Consider the following 18726-nt stretch of genomic DNA (forward strand, 5'->3'; position numbering starts at 1 on the left):
TCAGCAGTCTGAGTTCCCTCAAATAGAGGGAACTATCAGGTGAGAAATCAAAACTTCTGGGAAATACTGAATTTAATGTTACGTCCAACCCCGGAAACCGATTCACCGAGGTATGGGCGATAATCACGATTAAACAAGTTATTTACCGTGACACGTGCTTCAAGACCTTGCCAGAAATTGGGTTGCCAACTGGCGAATACGCCATGCAGTGCATAACCTTTGCTTTTGGGTATTGACCAGAGTGTTGCCATGGGATCTCCATCTTTCGGCGATCTGTCCTGTTTACGGATAAAATCTCCGGTCCAGCCTATTGCCATCTGCCATTGAGGGATTTTTACCCCTAACATGGCGCGGGCGGAGGTGGGTGGAATTTCCGCAATCCAGGTTTTATTACCCCAAGGATCGCGAGGTGAAGCATCTCTCTGACCACGGATAGTCGAATAAGAAAGTTTGCCGAACAAGGAATTGCTGTCGTAGAAAGTCTCGATTTCCAATCCTTGAATGGTATATCCCGGTAAATTACGGTAGTTGGATAAAGGTTTTCCGCAATCCGGTGATTTACATACTATTCCGCGACGGGTAAATATTTCATCCTTGCCTCTATTACGGAATAAAGTTGTACGGATTTGCAAATTATCTTGGTCTGCCAGTAGGTTATTGAAATTCAGAATCGCACCGAAGCGTAAACCCGTTATTCTTTCTACATCCAAGTTACGGCTGGTGGCAGTAACACTTGCCCGGGCATATTGCATTTCATACTGTTCATCCACCAACGGAGCGCGCCATGTCCGGCTGATATCTGAAAATAGTGACAGGTTTTGTGTTGCTTTCCACATGATACCAAAATGAGGAGACCAGCCAGTATAAGTAACACTGCGGTAATCGTGCCCTATATTTGGTGAATTATTATTGTAGATTGCCGCGATATTGGGTTTGCCAATATTGGTGATATGGTCATAGCGAACACCGGGTGTCAAAGTAACATCGCCGATAACCATTGCATCCTGCAAATAGAAACTATTCGTTTTTTGCTCGCCTGAAGGCATATAGGTTGGCTGAAAATAGCCATAATTATATTCAGGTTTTTTGTCTTTACTTTTATCATGGATAAGGGTATTCCGTTGATTTTTATGCCAACGAACTCCAACTAATAATGTGTGCTCTATTGGTCCGGTTATAAAAGCACTTTTGTTATTTATATCTGCTAAGTTATCTACATAGTCGATCCAGCTTTCATTTCCTAATGAACCAAGAAAACCGCTGTGGGCTTTTTCAGAGCGTTTATCATGCTGTTCTGTTTTCGAATAGGCATAGGTTGCTGTCAGGTTAAGTAACGGATTGTCTTCTGGTGCAATATTCCATTTAGCTGTGTAATTTTGGTCTGTTTGATCACGATAAACTAACTTCCGGCGCCAGGCTTCATTCCAACCATATTTTTCAATGTCGGCTTCTGACGGAACAGCTATCTCATCACGTTTTGCTGCCCACGGCTGCCAGCCATCAGAATCAGAGCGGATAGCGGAAAGTGTCAATGTATTAGCATCGTTCAGGTAAAAATTCGTTTTCAGTAAATAGGATGCCTGATCACTTTTAGAGAACGCAAAACGGGTGCCATCCGGTCGTTTAATATTGCCGCCATCTCGTTTGCTCATATATAGCAGACCGTCAGCAAAGCCCTCTATTGTTCGGCCATAGACTGCGCTGCTATAAATATTTTGGCGATCATTGGTGTGATAACTGTATTTCAGCAATCCGCCAAAATCTTCTCCGGGCCGTAATAAATCACTGGCATCTTTGGTCACAACTTTAACCGTTCCGCCAAATCCGCCATTACCATCAAGTAGATTATGTGGGCCTTTATCGACATCGACTCGCTTGATTAATTCGGGTTCAATAAAGATAGAGCCTTGGAGATATTTCTCGAAGCCTTTCGGTGCATCATCTAAGGTGACTTTAACGTCTTCGGTATCACCCATTCCCCAGATATTCAGAGTTTGGCCGCCTGGACGAGGCGATCCTGACATGGAAACGCCGGGAAGTTGATCAAGCAGTTCGGCAATATTATCTGCCTGGGTACGTTCAATATCCTCTTTTTTCAATACCGAGCTTCCGGCACTGACGCTGTTATTCAATCCACCAATAACAGAAAGTGTAGAAAGTGTAATGACTTTCTCTGATTTTTCCGGTTTTTCTTTTGATTTTTGCTCTCTATTTTCCTGTGCAGCCAGATAACCTGGCAGGCCCGTACTCAGCATAATTATGCTTGATAAAGCATAATGAAGAGTGCGATTAATTGGCTGTGTAGTCGCTGTAGCTGAGGTTTTTTGTGGTTTCCCGCTATTTTTCATTGTTATTAGTATCCTTGGAATGTCGTTAAATAGAAAAGTTGCACTTACAGGATAGGTCACTTAACGCAAGGAATCGGGCAGGGAAAAGTTAATAACGGTATTAATTAATTATTTTATTGGTCAAGATATTTTCAAATTTGAGCTAAAAGTGTCTTTTAACCGTCGCTCTGATGGTGTTACTAGCCGATATTGTTACTAGATTGCTCTTGAGTCTATTTTTATGTATGTTTATACAGTTGTTGTTGATAGGCTAAAGCAGAATGCGAAAGATTATTCATATTGATATGGACTGTTTCTACGCAGCGATTGAAATGCGTGATGATCCGTCACTTCGTCATATTCCCATTGCTGTGGGCGGCAATGCAGACAGGCGAGGTGTTATTAGTACCGCTAATTATCCTGCCCGTCGTTTTGGAGTACGTAGTGCAATGTCTACTGCAATGGCGCTGAAACTCTGCCCTCAGCTTAAAGTTCTTCCGGGGCGTATGGCACTGTATAGGGAGGTTTCCCGGCATATCCATCAGATATTGTCTCGTTATACTGAGTGGATAGAGCCTCTGTCATTGGATGAAGCTTATTTGAATGTTACTGATAGCCATCATTGTTATGGATCTGCCACGCTTATCGCACAGGAGATCCGTCAATCCATTTTTGATGAATTACAATTGACGGCATCAGCCGGTATTGCACCGGTGAAATTTTTGGCAAAAATCGCTTCTGATATTAATAAACCGAATGGGCAGTATGTCATTCCTCCTGATCGAGTGGCTGATTTTATTAAGGTTTTACCTTTGCGAAAAATTCCGGGGGTTGGCAAAGTCATGGTGCAACGGCTGGCTAATATGGGGCTGGAAACCTGTTCTGATGTACAAAAATATGACGTCATTGTTTTGGTGAAACAGTTGGGGAAATTTGGTCAGGTACTTTGGGATCGTTGTCACGGTATTGATGAACGGTTGGTGAATCCAGATCGTTTGCGAAAATCAATTGGTGTGGAGCGGACACTTGCGAGAGATATTCATCAATGGGAACAGTGCACTGAACTGATAGAAAGTTTATATCTGGAATTAGAAAAACGGTTGAGTAACGTTAAACCTGATCTGCGGATTGCCCGTCAGGGGATTAAACTGAAATTTGATGATTTTCAACTCACCACTCAGGAGCATGTTCATCCATTATTGGATAAGCAGGATTTACTGCAATTGGCCCAGAAAACATGGACATCTCGCCGGGAAGGGCGTGGCGTTCGTTTGGTTGGTTTGCACGTGACGTTGCAGGACCCAGAAATTGAGCGGCAACTCTTGCTTGAATGGTAATTCCCCTGCCATCACATAGGGCAGGGGAGAACTGATTAAGCCTTTTCAGGAATGGCTTTCAAAATTGCAGTCAGCAGTTGCCAATATTGCCCGACACTTTTGATGTGCACTTGTTCGTCAGGAGAGTGAGCGCCCGTAATGGTTGGCCCGATAGATACCATATCCATATCAGGATAAGGTTTCTTGAATAGGCCACATTCCAGCCCTGCATGGATTACCATAATATTAGGTGTCTTATCGAATAACTGTTGATAAGTTTCACTTACTAAGTGCATTACAGGAGAACTTGCATCTGGCTGCCAGCCGGGGTAATCACCTTTAGCGGAAATCTCGGCATTTGACAGTTTAGCGAGCGAAGAGAGCATACCGATGATATAGGACTTGCCGCTGTCGATAAGCGAACGGATTAAGCAAATGATATTCACTTTATCTTGTTCCATTGCAACAACGCCCACGTTTAGCGAGGTTTCTACTACACCTTTGATGACATCACTCATACGGATAACACCATTGGGGGTACTGTTTAGCAGTGAGATAAAACGGTTTTGGCAATCATCAGTTAATGCCTGAATATCGGTTTCAACCTCTTCCAGTAATACAGTCAGGTTTTTCTCAACGATGGCATACTCATTTTTCAGTATATCCAAGTAGTTATCTTTCAGTTGGGTAAGCTGTGCTGCTTTATCGGCAGGAATAGCAACAATAACATGGCCTTCACGAGGAATGGCATTACGCAGCGTACCGCCTTGGAAGTCGAGCAGTTTTAGCCCCAATTCCTGAGTATGGGCGACAAGGAAGCGAGCCAATAGTTTGTTGGCATTACCCAGTCCTAAATGAATATCACAACCGGAATGCCCGCCTTTTAGACCTTTAATGACCAGTTTTAGTGTTTTATAGTGAGCCGGCACAGCTTCACGGGTCAATGCTAAAGTGGTGGTAAAATCGATACCTCCAGCACAACCCATGTAGATTTCCCCTTCTTCTTCTGAATCGGTATTGATCAAGATATCAGCTTGAAGCCAGCCCGGTTGCAGGCCAAAAGCGCCATCCATTCCGGCTTCTTCCGTCATGGTCAATAAAACTTCTAGCGGGCCATGTTTTACATTGTCATCAGCCAGTACCGCCAATGCTGATGCCAGGCCAATACCATTATCGGCCCCCAGTGTTGTACCTTGGGCAGTAACCCATTCACCATCAACATAAGGGCTGATCGGATCTTTAGTGAAATCGTGCACTGTATCGTTGTTTTTTTGCGGCACCATATCAAGATGTGCTTGCAAAACAACCGCTTTACGATTTTCCAACCCTTTACTGGCTGGCTTTCTGATCAGAATATTGCCGACTTGATCACGTTCAACGTGCAACTCTTTTTCTTGCGCCCATTGAACAATGTGGGTTGCCAGCGCTTCTTCATGGTAAGAAGGGTGAGGAATAGAGCAGATTTTGGCAAAGATGTCCCATAGAGGTTGAGGGGATAATTGTGATAGTTCTGACACGACGAATCTCCTATGACTGCATCTCAATTAAGTTTCTATATGATGAGCGCTTAACGCCATGATGTTATTGGGCTCAGAATACCACTTTACTTTTGTTAAGAATAATACGATTCATTGATTCCCTGTTTCCGCTAGTTTTTACAGACCTAAGTCACTATAATTCGCGCAACTTTTTTTGCGAGATGCTTTTCTAAAGTATTTTTAAGTTGTCGGGATCAATTCTTATGAGCGAAAAATATGTCGTAACTTGGGATATGTTGCAAATACATGCCCGTAAATTGGCACAACGTTTACTTCCTGTCGAACAGTGGAAAGGCATCATTGCCGTGAGTCGCGGTGGTCTTGTCCCTGGGGCGCTTTTGGCGCGTGAATTGGGTATTCGTCATGTAGATACAGTCTGTATTTCCAGCTATGACCATAATAATCAACGTGAGCTGAAAGTTCTGAAAAAAGCAGAAGGCGATGGTGAAGGTTTCATCGTTGTGGATGATCTGGTTGATACTGGAGGCACTGCTCAGGCCATCCGTGAAATATATCCCAAAGCCCATTTTGTGACTATTTTTGCAAAGCCGGCAGGCCAACCGTTGGTTGATGATTATATTGTTGATATTCCTCAAGATACTTGGATCGAGCAACCTTGGGATATGGGTGTAGTATTCGTTCCACCCATTTGTGAAGGTAGATAAAATCAGCATTAGTTATGGCAAATCGGAACCTTTCAGAATCACTTTTTAAGCCAAGACAAAAACATCAGGAAACTTCCACGTTGGTAAAGCACCGCGATCCTCGGTTAATTGCGGGTAATTACAGTACGTTAGATGGTAATAGTCATGGTAGCTGGTATCGTATGATTAACCGGCTGATGTGGATTTGGCGAGAAATTGATCCGTTTGAAATAGAAGAAGTGTTGTGCCGGATTGCCATGACAAACGCACAGCGCAGTGATGATAATTTACTGGATACTGTGATTGGGTATCGTAAAGGTAACTGGGTTTTTGAGTGGTCACATCAGGCGATGTTGTGGCAACAGAGAGCGTTGCAGGCAGAGCAGATCCCAGAAGCGAGCAATTTCTGGTTGAAAGCGGCTAATTTGTATAGCATCGCTGGTTATCCCCATCTTAAGGGGGATGAGTTGTCTCAGCAGGCTGTCATTTTAGCCAATAAAGCTTATGAAAATGCGGCTCGTTGTTCTGGCTATCAGTTGAGGAAAATAGAGTTCAAACTCAAGGAAGGGGGTTGTGTGACCGGTTTCCTTCATCTGCCTCAGCAACTGCAAAGACCTTCTCCAACTATTTTGGTTTGTGGCAGTTTGGATAATTTGCAAAGCGATTATTATCGGCTGTTCCGTGATTATCTGGCACCACTTGGATTTGCGATGTTAACTGTGGATATGCCCTCGATTGGTTACTCTTCACGTCTGAGGATGACACAGGATACCTGTATTCTCCATCAACAAATCATCCATCAACTGGATGAAATTCCCTGGATTGACCACACCAGGATTGGTCTATTTGGTTTTCGCTTTGGTGCCAATATTGCCGTCCGGTTGGCCTATTTGGAATCTAAACGTATTAAGGGCGTTGCGACTCTTGGCGCTATCGTTCATGAGTGGCTCAGCAGTGTTGAACGTCAACAAAATTCACCTTCGATGTATCTTGATATGTTTGCTAGCAGACTGGGTATTTATAATGTGGATGAAAAGGCGTTTCGTCTCGAACTCGGTTGTTACTCCCTTAAAAAACAAGGTTTGTTAGGTCGGCGTTGTTCCGTTCCTATGTTAGCGGGTTATTGGCAGAATGATATTTTCAGCCCGAAAGAGGAATCTAAGCTGATAGCAATGTCATCAATGGATAGTCAATTACTGGCTATTCCGACAACACCTGTTTATAACAGTTTCAATAAGGCGTTACGGGAGATTAGTCAATGGTTGAGAAATAAAGTCTGTTGATGAAATTTACGTTACTTGTTGATTATTAACTGCTTTATTTTATAAAGATTTCATGCGCTTTCGGGTGAAGTGAACAATGTTGATTTGTTCTAAGCGCCTATATTTTTCAATTTAGCATTATGATGCCTGTTGGCATAACGCTTCTCTCCTGTTAAAACTGAGCACTGTTTTTTTAATTTAAATTTAATGGCAAAAATATGATGAATAGCAGCCAAACATTGGTTGTGAAACTGGGGACGAGTGTACTGACAGGCGGCTCTCGTCGCCTGAATCGAGCTCATATTGTAGAACTGGTAAGGCAATGTGCTCAGCAACATGAAAAAGGTCATCGCATTATTATTGTGACTTCCGGTGCTATTGCGGCAGGGAGGGAACATTTGGGCTATCCGGATCTACCTGCAACAATTGCATCCAAGCAATTGCTGGCGGCGGTCGGCCAAAGTCGGTTGATTCAGTTATGGGAGCAGTTTTTTTCTATTTATGGTATCCATGTTGGGCAAATGTTATTGACCCGGGCGGATTTAGAAGATCGCGAACGTTTTTTAAATGCCAGAGATACTTTACAGGCTTTGCTTGATAATCGCATTGTGCCTGTCATTAATGAGAATGATGCGGTTGCGACGGCGGAAATAAAAGTGGGTGATAATGATAATTTATCTGCACTAGCGGCAATTCTGGGGGGCGCCGATAAATTGCTATTGCTGACGGATATTGAAGGGCTGTATACCGCTGATCCGCGTAACAATCCAGACGCAAAACTTATCCCGGAAGTTTATGACATCAGCGATGAATTACGTATGGTTGCCGGTGATAGCATTTCGGGTTTAGGGACGGGAGGCATGGCAACTAAACTTCAGGCGGCGGGGATTGCTGGTCGCGCGGGGATTGATGTCATTATTGCCGCGGGTAATAAACCCGATGTCATCTCTGATGTCATTGAAGGTAATCCGGTAGGTACTCGTTTTCATGGGTTGGAAAGCCCGATGGAAAATCGCAAGCGTTGGATTTTTGGCGCACCTCCGGCGGGTGAAATTATTGTAGATCATGGCGCTGAAACAGCAATCTGCGAAAAAGGCAGCTCTTTATTACCGAAAGGGATTAAAAATATTAAAGGTGATTTCTCCCGTGGAGAGGTTATCTGTATTCGTAGTCTGTCTGGTAAAGATTTGGCGCATGGTGTTTGCCGTTATAACAGTGATGCTCTACGTTTAATTGCAGGCCACCATTCACAACAGATAAGCCAAATCCTCGGTTATGAATATGGTGCTGTTGCGGTTCATCGTGATGACATGATCGTGAGTTAAGGATTCATAATGTTAGAACAAATGGGAAAGGCTGCCAGGGAAGCTGCATGGCAACTGGCACAGCTAAGTACAAAACAGAAAAATCAGGCATTAATTCGCATTGCAGATTTACTGGAGCAGGAAAGTGCAATCATTCTTGAAGCTAATCAGCTTGATATGATTCAGGCCCGTGAACAGGGCATGAGCGAAGCATTGTTGGATCGTCTATTATTGACGCCGGAACGTTTGACCGCGATAGCTCACGATGTTCGTCAGGTATGCGGTTTATCTGACCCGGTAGGGGAAGTCATTGATGGCAGTTTGCTTGACAGTGGCTTGAGGTTGGAGCGTCGCCGTGTACCGCTGGGTGTGGTCGGGGTGATTTATGAAGCACGCCCTAATGTCACCATCGATGTTGCATCTCTGTGTTTGAAAACCGGTAATGCGGTTATTTTGCGTGGGGGTAAAGAGACTCACAACACTAATCAAGCGACAGTGAAAGTCATTCAGCAGGCACTTGAACAGAGTGGATTACCGGCCGCCGCCGTGCAGGCGATAGATAAACCGGACCGTGAGTTAGTTATTCAGCTACTGAAATTGGATCGCTATGTGGATATGTTGATTCCACGTGGTGGTGCAGGGTTGCATAAGTTGTGCCGTGAGCAATCGACCATTCCAGTGATTACCGGCGGAATTGGCGTCTGTCATACCTTTGTCGATGAAAGTGCTGATTTTGATAAGGCATTAACTGTCATCACTAACGCTAAAGTGCAACGCCCAAGTGCCTGTAATGCTTTGGAAACATTGCTGGTACATCAGAAGATTGCGGCTGATTTTCTGCCTGCACTGAGCAAGTACATGGAAGAGCAAGGCGTTACTCTGCATGCGAGTAAATCAGCAATGGTGTTTTTGAAAGATGGAGCTGCTAAGGTCGTGGATGTTACAGAAGCAGATTACCGTGATGAGTGGTTATCTCTGGATATGAATGTGGAAATTGTCAGTGATATGGAGCAGGCAATTGATCATATTCGTACCTATGGTACGTCCCATTCTGATGCTATTTTGACTCAATCTTTGCACAATGCTGACTATTTTGTTCGTCAGGTTGATTCTGCTGCGGTTTATGTGAATGCTAGCACTCGCTTTACTGATGGTGGCCAGTTTGGCTTGGGAGCGGAAGTTGCTGTTAGCACGCAAAAGCTGCATTCTCGTGGTCCAATGGGATTAGATGCGTTGACTACGTATAAATGGATTGGTTATGGAGAGGATTTAGTCCGTAAGTAATGTGCTATACCCTATGGATTTCAAGATGCATCGCGACGGCAAGGGAGCGAATCCCCGGGAGCATAGATAACTATGTGACCGGGGTGAGTGAGCGCGGCCAACAAAGAGGCAACTTGAAAGATAACGGGTATATTGTTACCCCAGAAGCGAGCCTGATTATATTGAAGTTTCGGTAAGGTCATGCTTTTGGGGTGGTTTTTACCGTATATATTAACTTTTAATTTTACGTTGATGTAAATTTCTGGTTACTATAGGCGTTAATATATTTTTAACGATGAAATTTATCAAGGATATCAGGCAGTGAACCAAATATTGTTTATTGTAGGTGCACGTGGGGCAGGAAAAACGACGGTTGGAAAATTATTAGCCAATGAATTATCGTACACATTTATTGACACTGATCACCATATCCAACAAACCAGTAATATGACCATTGCGGATATTGTTAACCAGCAAGGATGGCAACAATTTCGGCAATTAGAAAGCCAAGCTTTACAACAAGTTACTCAAATTAATCGCGTTATTTCTACTGGAGGAGGTATCATTCTTTCCGCTGAAAATCGCCAATATATGCGACAAAATGGCACGGTGATTTATCTTCAAGCTTCAGCGAGCATTTTGGCTGAGCGATTAATGCAGCAACCAGAAAGTACCCAACGTCCTAGTTTGACGGGAAAATCTATTGTTGAAGAAATGGAAGAAGTGCTTGCCGCCAGAGAAAATCTCTATTGTGAATGTGCGAACCATATTATTAATGCGCACCTTTCACCGGAAAAAATTACAACTTATGTGAAAGAGATTATGTTCTCTGGAATAGTTTCCTGACACTATTTTGGTATTTTTTATAGAGAAATAAGAATATTACAGTGTCGAATAATAAATAGTATCTTCTATTTATTTTTTCAAATGGGTTGAGATACGAATATGTTGTTTAAATTTCTAAGGCTTGTTTTTCGTTTGATGTTTCGTTTAACAGTAGAAGGAGATATTAAACAATTTAACCACCCAAAATGCCTTATCACGCCTAATCATGTCTCTTTTCTTGATGGTGTTTTGCTAACACTTTTTTTGCCGGTTAAGCCAGTATTTGCTGTCTATTCCAACATTGCAAATCGTGGCTTTATGAAACTGGTAAGTCGCTATGTTGAAATAGTTCCCTTAGACCCAATAAATCCAATGGCTGTCAGGATACTGGTTAAGGAAATAGAAAAAGGGCGGCCAATAGTTGTTTTTCCTGAGGGAAGAATTACTGTGACTGGTTCTTTGATGAAAATCTATGATGGGGCAGCTTTTATTGCGGCGATATCTGAAGCCGTTGTGGTTCCTGTTCGTTTTGAAGGGTTAGAAAGAACCCTATTCAGCCGATTAAAGGGTATTTTCAAACTTCACCTTTTTCCGAAGGTGACAATGAAAATCCTGCCTGCGACACAATTGCTGATGCCGAATGCGTCTAGTTCGGAGCAACGACGTCGTTTAGCCGGTGAGCGTTTGCATGAAATAATGATGAATGCCCGAATGGCGACCCGACCGCAAGAAACAATATTTGAATCTTTACTGGTTGCACGAAAACAATTTGGTCGTTTTAAGCCCTGTATTGAAGATGTTTCTTTTAAAGAAGACAGTTATAACAGTCTGCTTAAAAAAGTACTGGCGGCCAGTCGTATTTTGCAGCGTTTTACCTGCCAGGGGGAACGGATTGGTTTTCTTTTACCTAATGCCACTATTATGGTAGCTGCGATATTCGGGGCATCTTTGAGAGGAAGAATACCGGCTTTACTAAACTATACAACCGACAGTCATGGATTGAAGAATGCGCTAGCGGTTGCCAGTATTAAAACTATCGTGACTTCCCGGCAATTTCTGAAAAAGGAGCGATTAACACATTTATCCGAGCAGGTTACCGAGGTTAACTGGGTTTATCTTGAGGATTTGGAAAGTACAGTGACTTTGCTGGATAAATTATGGATCTTGTGGCACCTCTTTTTTCCGAAGCAAGCGATGGTGGCACAAAAACCCGATGATGATGCTTTGGTGCTATTTACGTCCGGTTCAGATGCTGTATCAAAAGGTGTCGTTCACAGTCACGCTAGTTTGTTAGCCAATGTGGAACAGATAAAAACCATTACTGATTTCAATCCACTTGACCGTTTTATGTCTTCTCTACCGCTATTTCATGCATTTGGGTTGACTGTTGGCTTATTCACTCCATTGTTGTCTGGTAGCCGAATATTCCTCTACCCAAATCCATTGCATTATCGGGTAGTACCAGAACTGGTATATGAATGTAACTGTACCGTATTATTGGGTACATCCAGTTTCCTGGAGAATTATGCCTATTCTGCTCATCCGTATGATTTTGCACGTCTTCGTTGTGTTATAGCCGGTATTGAAAAGCTCGCTGAAAATACTAAACAGATTTGGCAAGACAAATTCGGTATTCGCATTTTAGAAGGATATGGCATGACAGAATGTGCGCCTGTCATTGCATTGAATGTGCCGATGATGGCTAAGGTCGGTACGGTTGGGCGGATTTTGCCGGCAATGGAATTCCGTTTGATTCCGATAGCAGGAATTAAGCAGGGGGGACGTTTGCAGCTACGTGGCCCGAATATGATGAAAGGATATCTGAGAATGGAAGATCCAAATCATTTGGAACCACCAGCGGTAAAAGATGAACATGGGAATATTCAGTTTGATTGGCTCGATACTGGTGACATTGTTTCAATTGATGAACAGGGATTCTGTACTATTCTCGGTCGGGGGAAACGTTTTGCTAAACAGGGAGAACTTGACGGTGGTAAAGCCGATTTTGTTACTTTGTGTAAAATAGCGGAAGCTGAATAGGAACAATATATTGTGAATGCATCCTCCGTTGTTCAACCGCTATTGACCCGTGGCATGAAAGCCGTATTGGTGTCGCAGTTTTTTTCGGCTTTTGCCGATAATGCACTGTTGTTTGCGATCTTGGCACAGTTGAAAGCCCAGTTTTATCCTGACTGGAGCCAGCCAATATTACAGATAGTGTTTGTCTTGGCATATATCCTATTGGCACCTTTTGTGGGGCAAATTGCCGATCGTTTCCCGAAAGATCGTGTGATGTTGTTTGCTAATAGCTTCAAGTTGTTGGGCGCGTTTACTATTTGCCTGGGATATGATCCATTTCTGGGTTATGCCTTGGTGGGCGTGGGAGCAGCATCATATTCACCGGCTAAATATGGCATTTTGGTTGAACTGACCGATGGTGATCGTTTAGTAAAGGCGAATGGTTTGATGGAGGCTTCAACAATAATTGCCATTCTTACGGGCTCTGTCGTTGGTGGTTTTTTGTCTGATTGGAACTTGGCAATCGCACTGCTGGTTTGTGCGTTGATGTACGGTATTGCTGTTGTCGCTAATTTCTTTATCCCCCGATTATCGGCGGTGCGTCGGGATAAGGGCTGGAATCTGAAAAAGATGCTGACAGACTTTGCTTCAGCTTGTTGCATTCTTTGGCATAACAAAGGCGCTCGATTTTCTTTAATTGGTACGAGTTTGTTCTGGGGAGCGGGTATAACACTGAGATTCCTATTGGTCTTATGGGTACCTGTTGTTCTGGGAATTTCTGACAATAGCACGCCGACAATACTTAATGTGATGGTTGCTGTCGGCATTATTATCGGTGCGGGTGCTGCTGCCCGTTTTATCACCCTTAAAACAGTTCACCGTTGTATGCCTGCCGGTGTTTTAATCGGCGTGATGGTGGTCATTTTCGCTGTCCAGCACAGTATTTGGGCTTCCTACGTCTTATTAATCATTCTCGGTATTTTTGGCGGTTTGTTTATTGTCCCGCTGAATGCATTATTGCAGGAAAGCGGCAGGCAAACGATTGGGGTCGGTTATGCAATCGCAGTACAGAATTTGGGTGAGAATATCGCCATGTTATTGATGCTTGGCCTCTACTCATTGGTTATTAAAATAGGCGTCCCGGTTGTTACAACAGGGATAGGCTTTGGTACTCTGTTGGCGTTGACAATCACGAGTTTGTGGATTTGGAACCGGTTTCAAAGAAATTGATCTTTTATCGGATAAAGAGAGTGTTATGAGTGAAAAAATTCTGACTCAGCTTAGTATTGAGCTAGGAGAGAAACTGAGACAGCAAACACTGTCGGTGACCTGTGCCGAATCTTGCACCGGTGGCTGGTTGGCGAAAACAATTTCAGATATTGCCGGTAGCTCTGCTTATTTTGACCGAAGCTTTGTGACATACAGTAATAAAGCTAAGCATCAGATGCTCGGTGTGTCAGAGGCCGTTTTACAGCAATATGGGGCTGTCAGTGAACAGGTTGTGAGAGAAATGGCGACAGGAGCACTGAAAGCCGCACAGGCAGATCTGGCGGTTTCGGTTAGTGGCATTGCCGGGCCTGATGGTGGCAGCGAAGAAAAACCTGTTGGCACAGTGTGGTTTGGGTTTGCCTATCTAACGGTAAATGGGGTAGAAGTTGTGTCCCGCCGTTGTTGTTTTAACGGTGATCGAAATGAAGTACGCCTTCAAGCTGTCATTTATTCTCTGAAAACACTGTTATCAGAGATTATATACCTTATTGGATTTCAAGATGCTTCAAAGAGGCAACTTGAAAGATAACGGGTATAAAAAATTAACTTGATGCTGTATGATTATACAGTATAATTGTAGGCAACATTTCAGTATTAAAAATTATTCATCGGCAGTGAGAGAGCCCTTTCATTGCTTACGAGGGAGTAAAAATGGCTATTGATGAAAATAAACAAAAAGCACTAGCAGCGGCACTCGGCCAAATTGAAAAACAGTTTGGTAAAGGTTCCATCATGCGTTTGGGCGAAGACCGTTCAATGGACGTTGAAACTATCTCCACGGGTTCATTATCACTGGATATTGCATTAGGTGCTGGTGGTCTGCCGATGGGGCGTATTGTTGAAATCTATGGCCCGGAATCTTCGGGTAAGACAACGCTGACATTACAGGTTATTGCTGCGGCACAACGTGAAGGTAAAACCTGTGCGTTTATTGATGCTGAACACGCTCTTGATCCCATCTATGCTAAGAAGTTGGGTGTTGATATTGATAACTTGTTGTGTTCTCAACCCGATACGGGGGAACAGGCTCTTGAGATCTGTGATGCGTTGACTCGCTCCGGCGCTGTTGATGTCATTATCGTAGACTCCGTTGCCGCTTTAACGCCAAAAGCCGAAATAGAAGGAGAAATTGGTGATTCTCATATGGGGCTGGCCGCTCGAATGATGAGTCAGGCAATGCGTAAACTGGCCGGTAACTTGAAAAGTTCTAATACGTTGTTGATCTTTATCAACCAGATTCGTATGAAAATTGGTGTCATGTTTGGTAACCCTGAAACTACCACCGGTGGTAACGCGCTGAAATTCTATGCTTCTGTTCGTCTGGATATTCGCCGCATTGGTTCTGTGAAAAATGGTGAAGAGGTCGTTGGTAGCGAGACCCGTGTTAAGGTGGTAAAAAACAAAGTGGCAGCGCCATTTAAGCAAGCAGAATTCCAGATTATGTATGGTGAAGGCATTAACACTTATGGTGAATTAATCGATTTAGGTGTGAAGCATAAACTGGTGGAAAAAGCAGGCGCATGGTACAGCTATAATGGCGATAAAATTGGTCAAGGCAAAGCGAATGCTACCATCTATCTGAAAGAGCATCCTGAAGTTGCTACTGAGCTGGATAAAAAATTACGTGAAATGCTGTTGCACAATGCCGGCGAATTCAATAGTGCTGCTTCTGATTATGAAGACAATGAAAATGAAGAGATGAATAACGAAGAATTCTAATCTAATAATATCGGTAATCTCTATTCTTGTATTCAAAGCTGTAAAAGTTTTGTCATCAAACTAATACCGCGTTAATAATGACGCGGTTTCCTCTCTCAGAAAGCGAGTATTATCCATATTATGCGATCATGCTTTCAGAAAATATCCAGACGATTTACAATGCTGCCAGCGAATGGATGTATTTGGGATTTTATACCCTATGGATTTCAAGATGCTTCGCGACGGCAAGGCCAACAAAGAGGCAACTTGGAAAGATGACGGGTATACTTCTAATAGAAGAGCTTTTATCTTATCCCCACTTTGTTTATTCGTGAGTTGAAAATAGGTGATGGAATATCCCACCTAACCAATTCATAAATCTGTTTTTTCCAGCTTGATTTTGGGACAATTATGAGCAAAAGCACTGCTGAGATCCGTCAAGCGTTTCTCGACTTTTTTCATACTAAAGGGCATCAAGTCGTACCAAGTAGTTCTTTGGTGCCAAATAATGACCCAACACTGCTGTTTACCAACGCAGGGATGAACCAGTTTAAGGATGTCTTTCTTGGACAGGACAAAAGATCTTACTCCCGAGCAACAACTGCTCAGCGCTGTGTTCGTGCTGGTGGTAAACATAATGATTTAGAAAATGTAGGTTACACCGCACGTCATCATACTTTCTTTGAGATGCTAGGTAATTTTAGTTTTGGTGACTATTTCAAACATGATGCTATTAGTTATGCTTGGGAACTTCTGACTGGCAAAGATTGGTTTAATTTGCCTAAAGAAAAATTATGGGTGACTGTCTATCAGACAGATGATGAAGCCTATGATATTTGGAAGAACGACGTCGGAATACCAGCAGAAAGAATTATCCGCATTGGTGATAACAAAGGTGCACCTTATGCATCGGATAACTTCTGGCAAATGGGTGATACCGGTCCTTGTGGCCCTTGCACTGAAATTTTTTATGATCATGGTGAGCATATCTGGGGTGGGCCGCCAGGAAGCCCGGAGGAAGATGGTGACAGATATATTGAAATCTGGAATATCGTCTTTATGCAGTTCAATCGTCATGCCGATGGCACGATGGAGCCGTTGCCAAAACCATCCGTAGATACGGGGATGGGGCTGGAGCGTATCACTGCTGTATTGCAGCACGTCAATTCTAATTATGAGATTGATCTGTTCCGTGATTTGATTACAGTTGTTGCTAATGTCACTGGTGCTACAGATGATCTGAGTAATAAATCTCTGCGGGTTATTGCTGATCACATTCGTTCATGTGCATTTTTGATTTGTGATGGTGTTGTTCCTTCTAATGAAAACCGTGGTTATGTTCTGCGTCGTATTATCCGCCGAGCTATCCGTCACGGTAACATGTTGGGGGCTAAAGATACCTTCTTCTATAAACTGGTTGCGCCATTGCTAGAAGTGATGGGCGCGGCGGGAGAAGAGCTTAAACGCCAGCAAGCAGTTGTTGAGCAGATCTTGAAAACAGAAGAAGAGCAGTTTGCTCGTACGCTGGAACGTGGTCTTCAATTATTAGACGATGAACTCGCAAAACTGTCCGGTGATATTCTGGATGGCGAAACGGCTTTCCGTTTGTATGATACCTATGGTTTCCCTGTGGATTTAACCGCTGATGTTTGCCGTGAGCGTAATATTAGCGTTGATGAAGCGGGATTTGCAGTGGCAATGGAAAATCAGCGTCGTCGAGCCCGTGAATCAAGTGGTTTCGGTACCGATTATAATGAATTGATCAAAGTTGATGAACGCAGCGATTTCTCTGGTTACGATCATAACGAACAGCAGGCAACAGTGACTGCTATCTTCCGTGATGGTGAATCAGTCAATCAAATTCAGGCGGGCGAAGAAGCGATTGTTATACTGGATAAGACCGCTTTTTATGCTGAATCTGGTGGACAAGTTGGTGACTCGGGTATTCTGAGTAATACCAATTGTGCTTTTTGTGTTATTGATACACAAAAATATGGTCAGGCTATTGGTCATATTGGTAAGCTTGAGAAAGGTACCTTAAGTGTAAACCATAACATCAATGCGGTTATTGATATTGAACGTCGTGATGCAATTCGTTTGAATCACTCAGCAACCCATCTGTTACATGCTGCGTTACGTCAAATTTTGGGTGAGCACGTATCACAGAAAGGCTCTCTGGTTAACGATAAATACCTTCGCTTTGATTTTTCTCACTTTGAAGCGATGAAACCAGAACAGATCCGTCTGGTTGAGGATTTGGTTAATGCCGAAGTTCGTCAAAATTCACCTGTTGTTACTGAATTGATGGATCTGGAGACAGCAAAAGTCAAAGGTGCGATGGCACTGTTTGGTGAAAAATACGAAGAGCAAGTTCGTGTACTATCAATGGGGGATTTTTCCACTGAATTATGTGGAGGAACTCATGCAAATCGTACTGGTGATATTGGCTTGTTTCGTATTATTGCTGAATCTGGAACGGCTGCGGGTATCCGTAGGATCGAAGCAATTACAGGTAAAAAAGCGGTGGAATCTGTACATCAACAGGTTGATTTACTTCAAGATATTGCTCAATTAGTGAAAAGTGATATCCATAGCTTGAGTGAAAAAGTACGGATGACGCTGGATAGAGCCAAAGCGTTGGAAAAAGAGCTTCAACAGCTTAAAGATCAACAGGCTGCACAAGAGAGCTCTTCTTTAGCAAGTAAAGCGAAAGAAGTGAAGGGTGTGAAGTTGCTGGTCAGTCAGTTAAGCAATACAGAGCCTAAGATGTTGAGAACGATGGTTGATGATCTTAAAAATCAACTAGGTTCAGCAATTATTGTGCTTTCCACTATAAGTGATGATAAAGTCAGCTTAATTGTTGGTGTCACAAAGGATCTGACTGCTAAAATAAGAGCAGGTGAGTTAATTTCTTCTGTAGCTCAGCAAATCGGTGGTAAAGGCGGTGGTCGCTCTGATATGGCCCAAGCAGGTGGTTCTGATATTGAAGCGTTGCCTTCTGCTTTGGATAGCGTGGAAGAGTGGGTAGCATCGCGGCTATAAGCGGTATTACCTGAGTTTAGAGGGCACCATAGCGTTGTTTTTATGGTGCCTTGAAATCTTGTTGTGAAATTGTTAAAAGGTTGAGCGCATATTTATTTATTTTGGCTAAACTATATAGGTAGGAAATGCGCTTAAAATTGCTTATACTTTAAGCATATACCATTGTTTTACGTTTTCACGGTGTTTGATGGATAATAGCGGGGAAACCGAAAGACCCGA

Annotated in this window: 12 protein-coding genes and 1 pseudogene; 11 read left to right on the forward strand and 2 right to left on the reverse strand. The window is 43.1% G+C overall.

All coding sequences use genetic code 11. The features are described 5' to 3' along the window. Positions 1-47: 47 nt before the first annotated feature. Positions 48-2348: a TonB-dependent hemoglobin/transferrin/lactoferrin family receptor gene (locus PluTT01m_RS06335; RefSeq protein ID WP_011145563.1), complete on the reverse strand. Its 2301-nt coding sequence runs from the start codon at positions 2346-2348 to the stop codon at positions 48-50. Positions 2349-2608: 260 nt separating this feature from the next. On the opposite strand from PluTT01m_RS06335, the gene dinB reads away from it, so the two are divergent. Continuing rightward, positions 2609-3664 (forward strand): DNA polymerase IV, encoded by a 1056-nt coding sequence (gene dinB, locus PluTT01m_RS06340; RefSeq protein ID WP_011145564.1) that lies wholly within the window; start codon positions 2609-2611, stop codon positions 3662-3664. Positions 3665-3699: 35 nt separating this feature from the next. Here the strand turns inward: dinB and pepD are convergent, their stop codons facing one another. Beyond that, positions 3700-5160 carry a beta-Ala-His dipeptidase gene (pepD, locus tag PluTT01m_RS06345; protein WP_011145565.1) on the reverse strand — a complete coding sequence of 487 codons (1461 nt, stop codon included), beginning with the start codon at positions 5158-5160 and terminating at the stop codon, positions 3700-3702. 224 nt (positions 5161-5384) lie between these two features. On the opposite strand from pepD, the gene gpt reads away from it, so the two are divergent. The 10 genes and pseudogenes from gpt to alaS all read left to right on the forward strand — a co-directional run bounded on the left by gpt (position 5385) and on the right by alaS (position 18507). Further along, on the forward strand, positions 5385-5846 hold the full coding sequence (gene gpt / locus PluTT01m_RS06350; protein WP_011145566.1) for a xanthine phosphoribosyltransferase: 462 nt from the start codon (positions 5385-5387) through the stop codon (positions 5844-5846). Between the two features lie 14 nt (positions 5847-5860). Beyond that, positions 5861-7108 (forward strand): esterase FrsA, encoded by a 1248-nt coding sequence (frsA, locus tag PluTT01m_RS06355; RefSeq protein ID WP_011145567.1) that lies wholly within the window; start codon positions 5861-5863, stop codon positions 7106-7108. 200 nt (positions 7109-7308) lie between these two features. Beyond that, complete coding sequence (proB, locus tag PluTT01m_RS06360) at positions 7309-8412, forward strand: glutamate 5-kinase (protein WP_041380721.1); 1104 nt, start codon at positions 7309-7311, stop codon at positions 8410-8412. Positions 8413-8421: 9 nt separating this feature from the next. After that, the gene (proA, locus tag PluTT01m_RS06365) at positions 8422-9675 is read left to right on the forward strand and encodes a glutamate-5-semialdehyde dehydrogenase (protein WP_011145569.1); all 1254 of its coding nucleotides are present in this window, start codon (positions 8422-8424) and stop codon (positions 9673-9675) included. A 300-nt stretch (positions 9676-9975) separates the two neighbouring features. Then, entirely contained in the window at positions 9976-10500 is a 525-nt protein-coding gene (aroL, locus tag PluTT01m_RS06370; protein ID WP_011145570.1) for a shikimate kinase AroL, read from the forward strand. A gap of 99 nt (positions 10501-10599) precedes the next feature. Further along, positions 10600-12453, forward strand: a pseudogene (aas, locus tag PluTT01m_RS06375) (bifunctional acyl-ACP--phospholipid O-acyltransferase/long-chain-fatty-acid--ACP ligase); the annotation flags it as partial. 120 nt (positions 12454-12573) lie between these two features. Then, positions 12574-13728: a lysophospholipid transporter LplT gene (gene lplT / locus PluTT01m_RS06380; RefSeq protein WP_109791958.1), complete on the forward strand. Its 1155-nt coding sequence runs from the start codon at positions 12574-12576 to the stop codon at positions 13726-13728. A 25-nt stretch (positions 13729-13753) separates the two neighbouring features. Next, positions 13754-14296 carry a nicotinamide-nucleotide amidase gene (gene pncC, locus PluTT01m_RS06385; protein WP_011145573.1) on the forward strand — a complete coding sequence of 181 codons (543 nt, stop codon included), beginning with the start codon at positions 13754-13756 and terminating at the stop codon, positions 14294-14296. Positions 14297-14418: 122 nt separating this feature from the next. Beyond that, positions 14419-15486 carry a recombinase RecA gene (recA, locus tag PluTT01m_RS06390; RefSeq protein WP_011145574.1) on the forward strand — a complete coding sequence of 356 codons (1068 nt, stop codon included), beginning with the start codon at positions 14419-14421 and terminating at the stop codon, positions 15484-15486. Between the two features lie 390 nt (positions 15487-15876). Then, positions 15877-18507 carry an alanine--tRNA ligase gene (alaS, locus tag PluTT01m_RS06395; protein ID WP_011145575.1) on the forward strand — a complete coding sequence of 877 codons (2631 nt, stop codon included), beginning with the start codon at positions 15877-15879 and terminating at the stop codon, positions 18505-18507. The last annotated feature ends 219 nt before the right edge of the window (positions 18508-18726 follow it).

Source organism: Photorhabdus laumondii subsp. laumondii, from assembly GCF_003343245.1.
GTDB classification, from domain to species: domain Bacteria; phylum Pseudomonadota; class Gammaproteobacteria; order Enterobacterales; family Enterobacteriaceae; genus Photorhabdus; species Photorhabdus laumondii.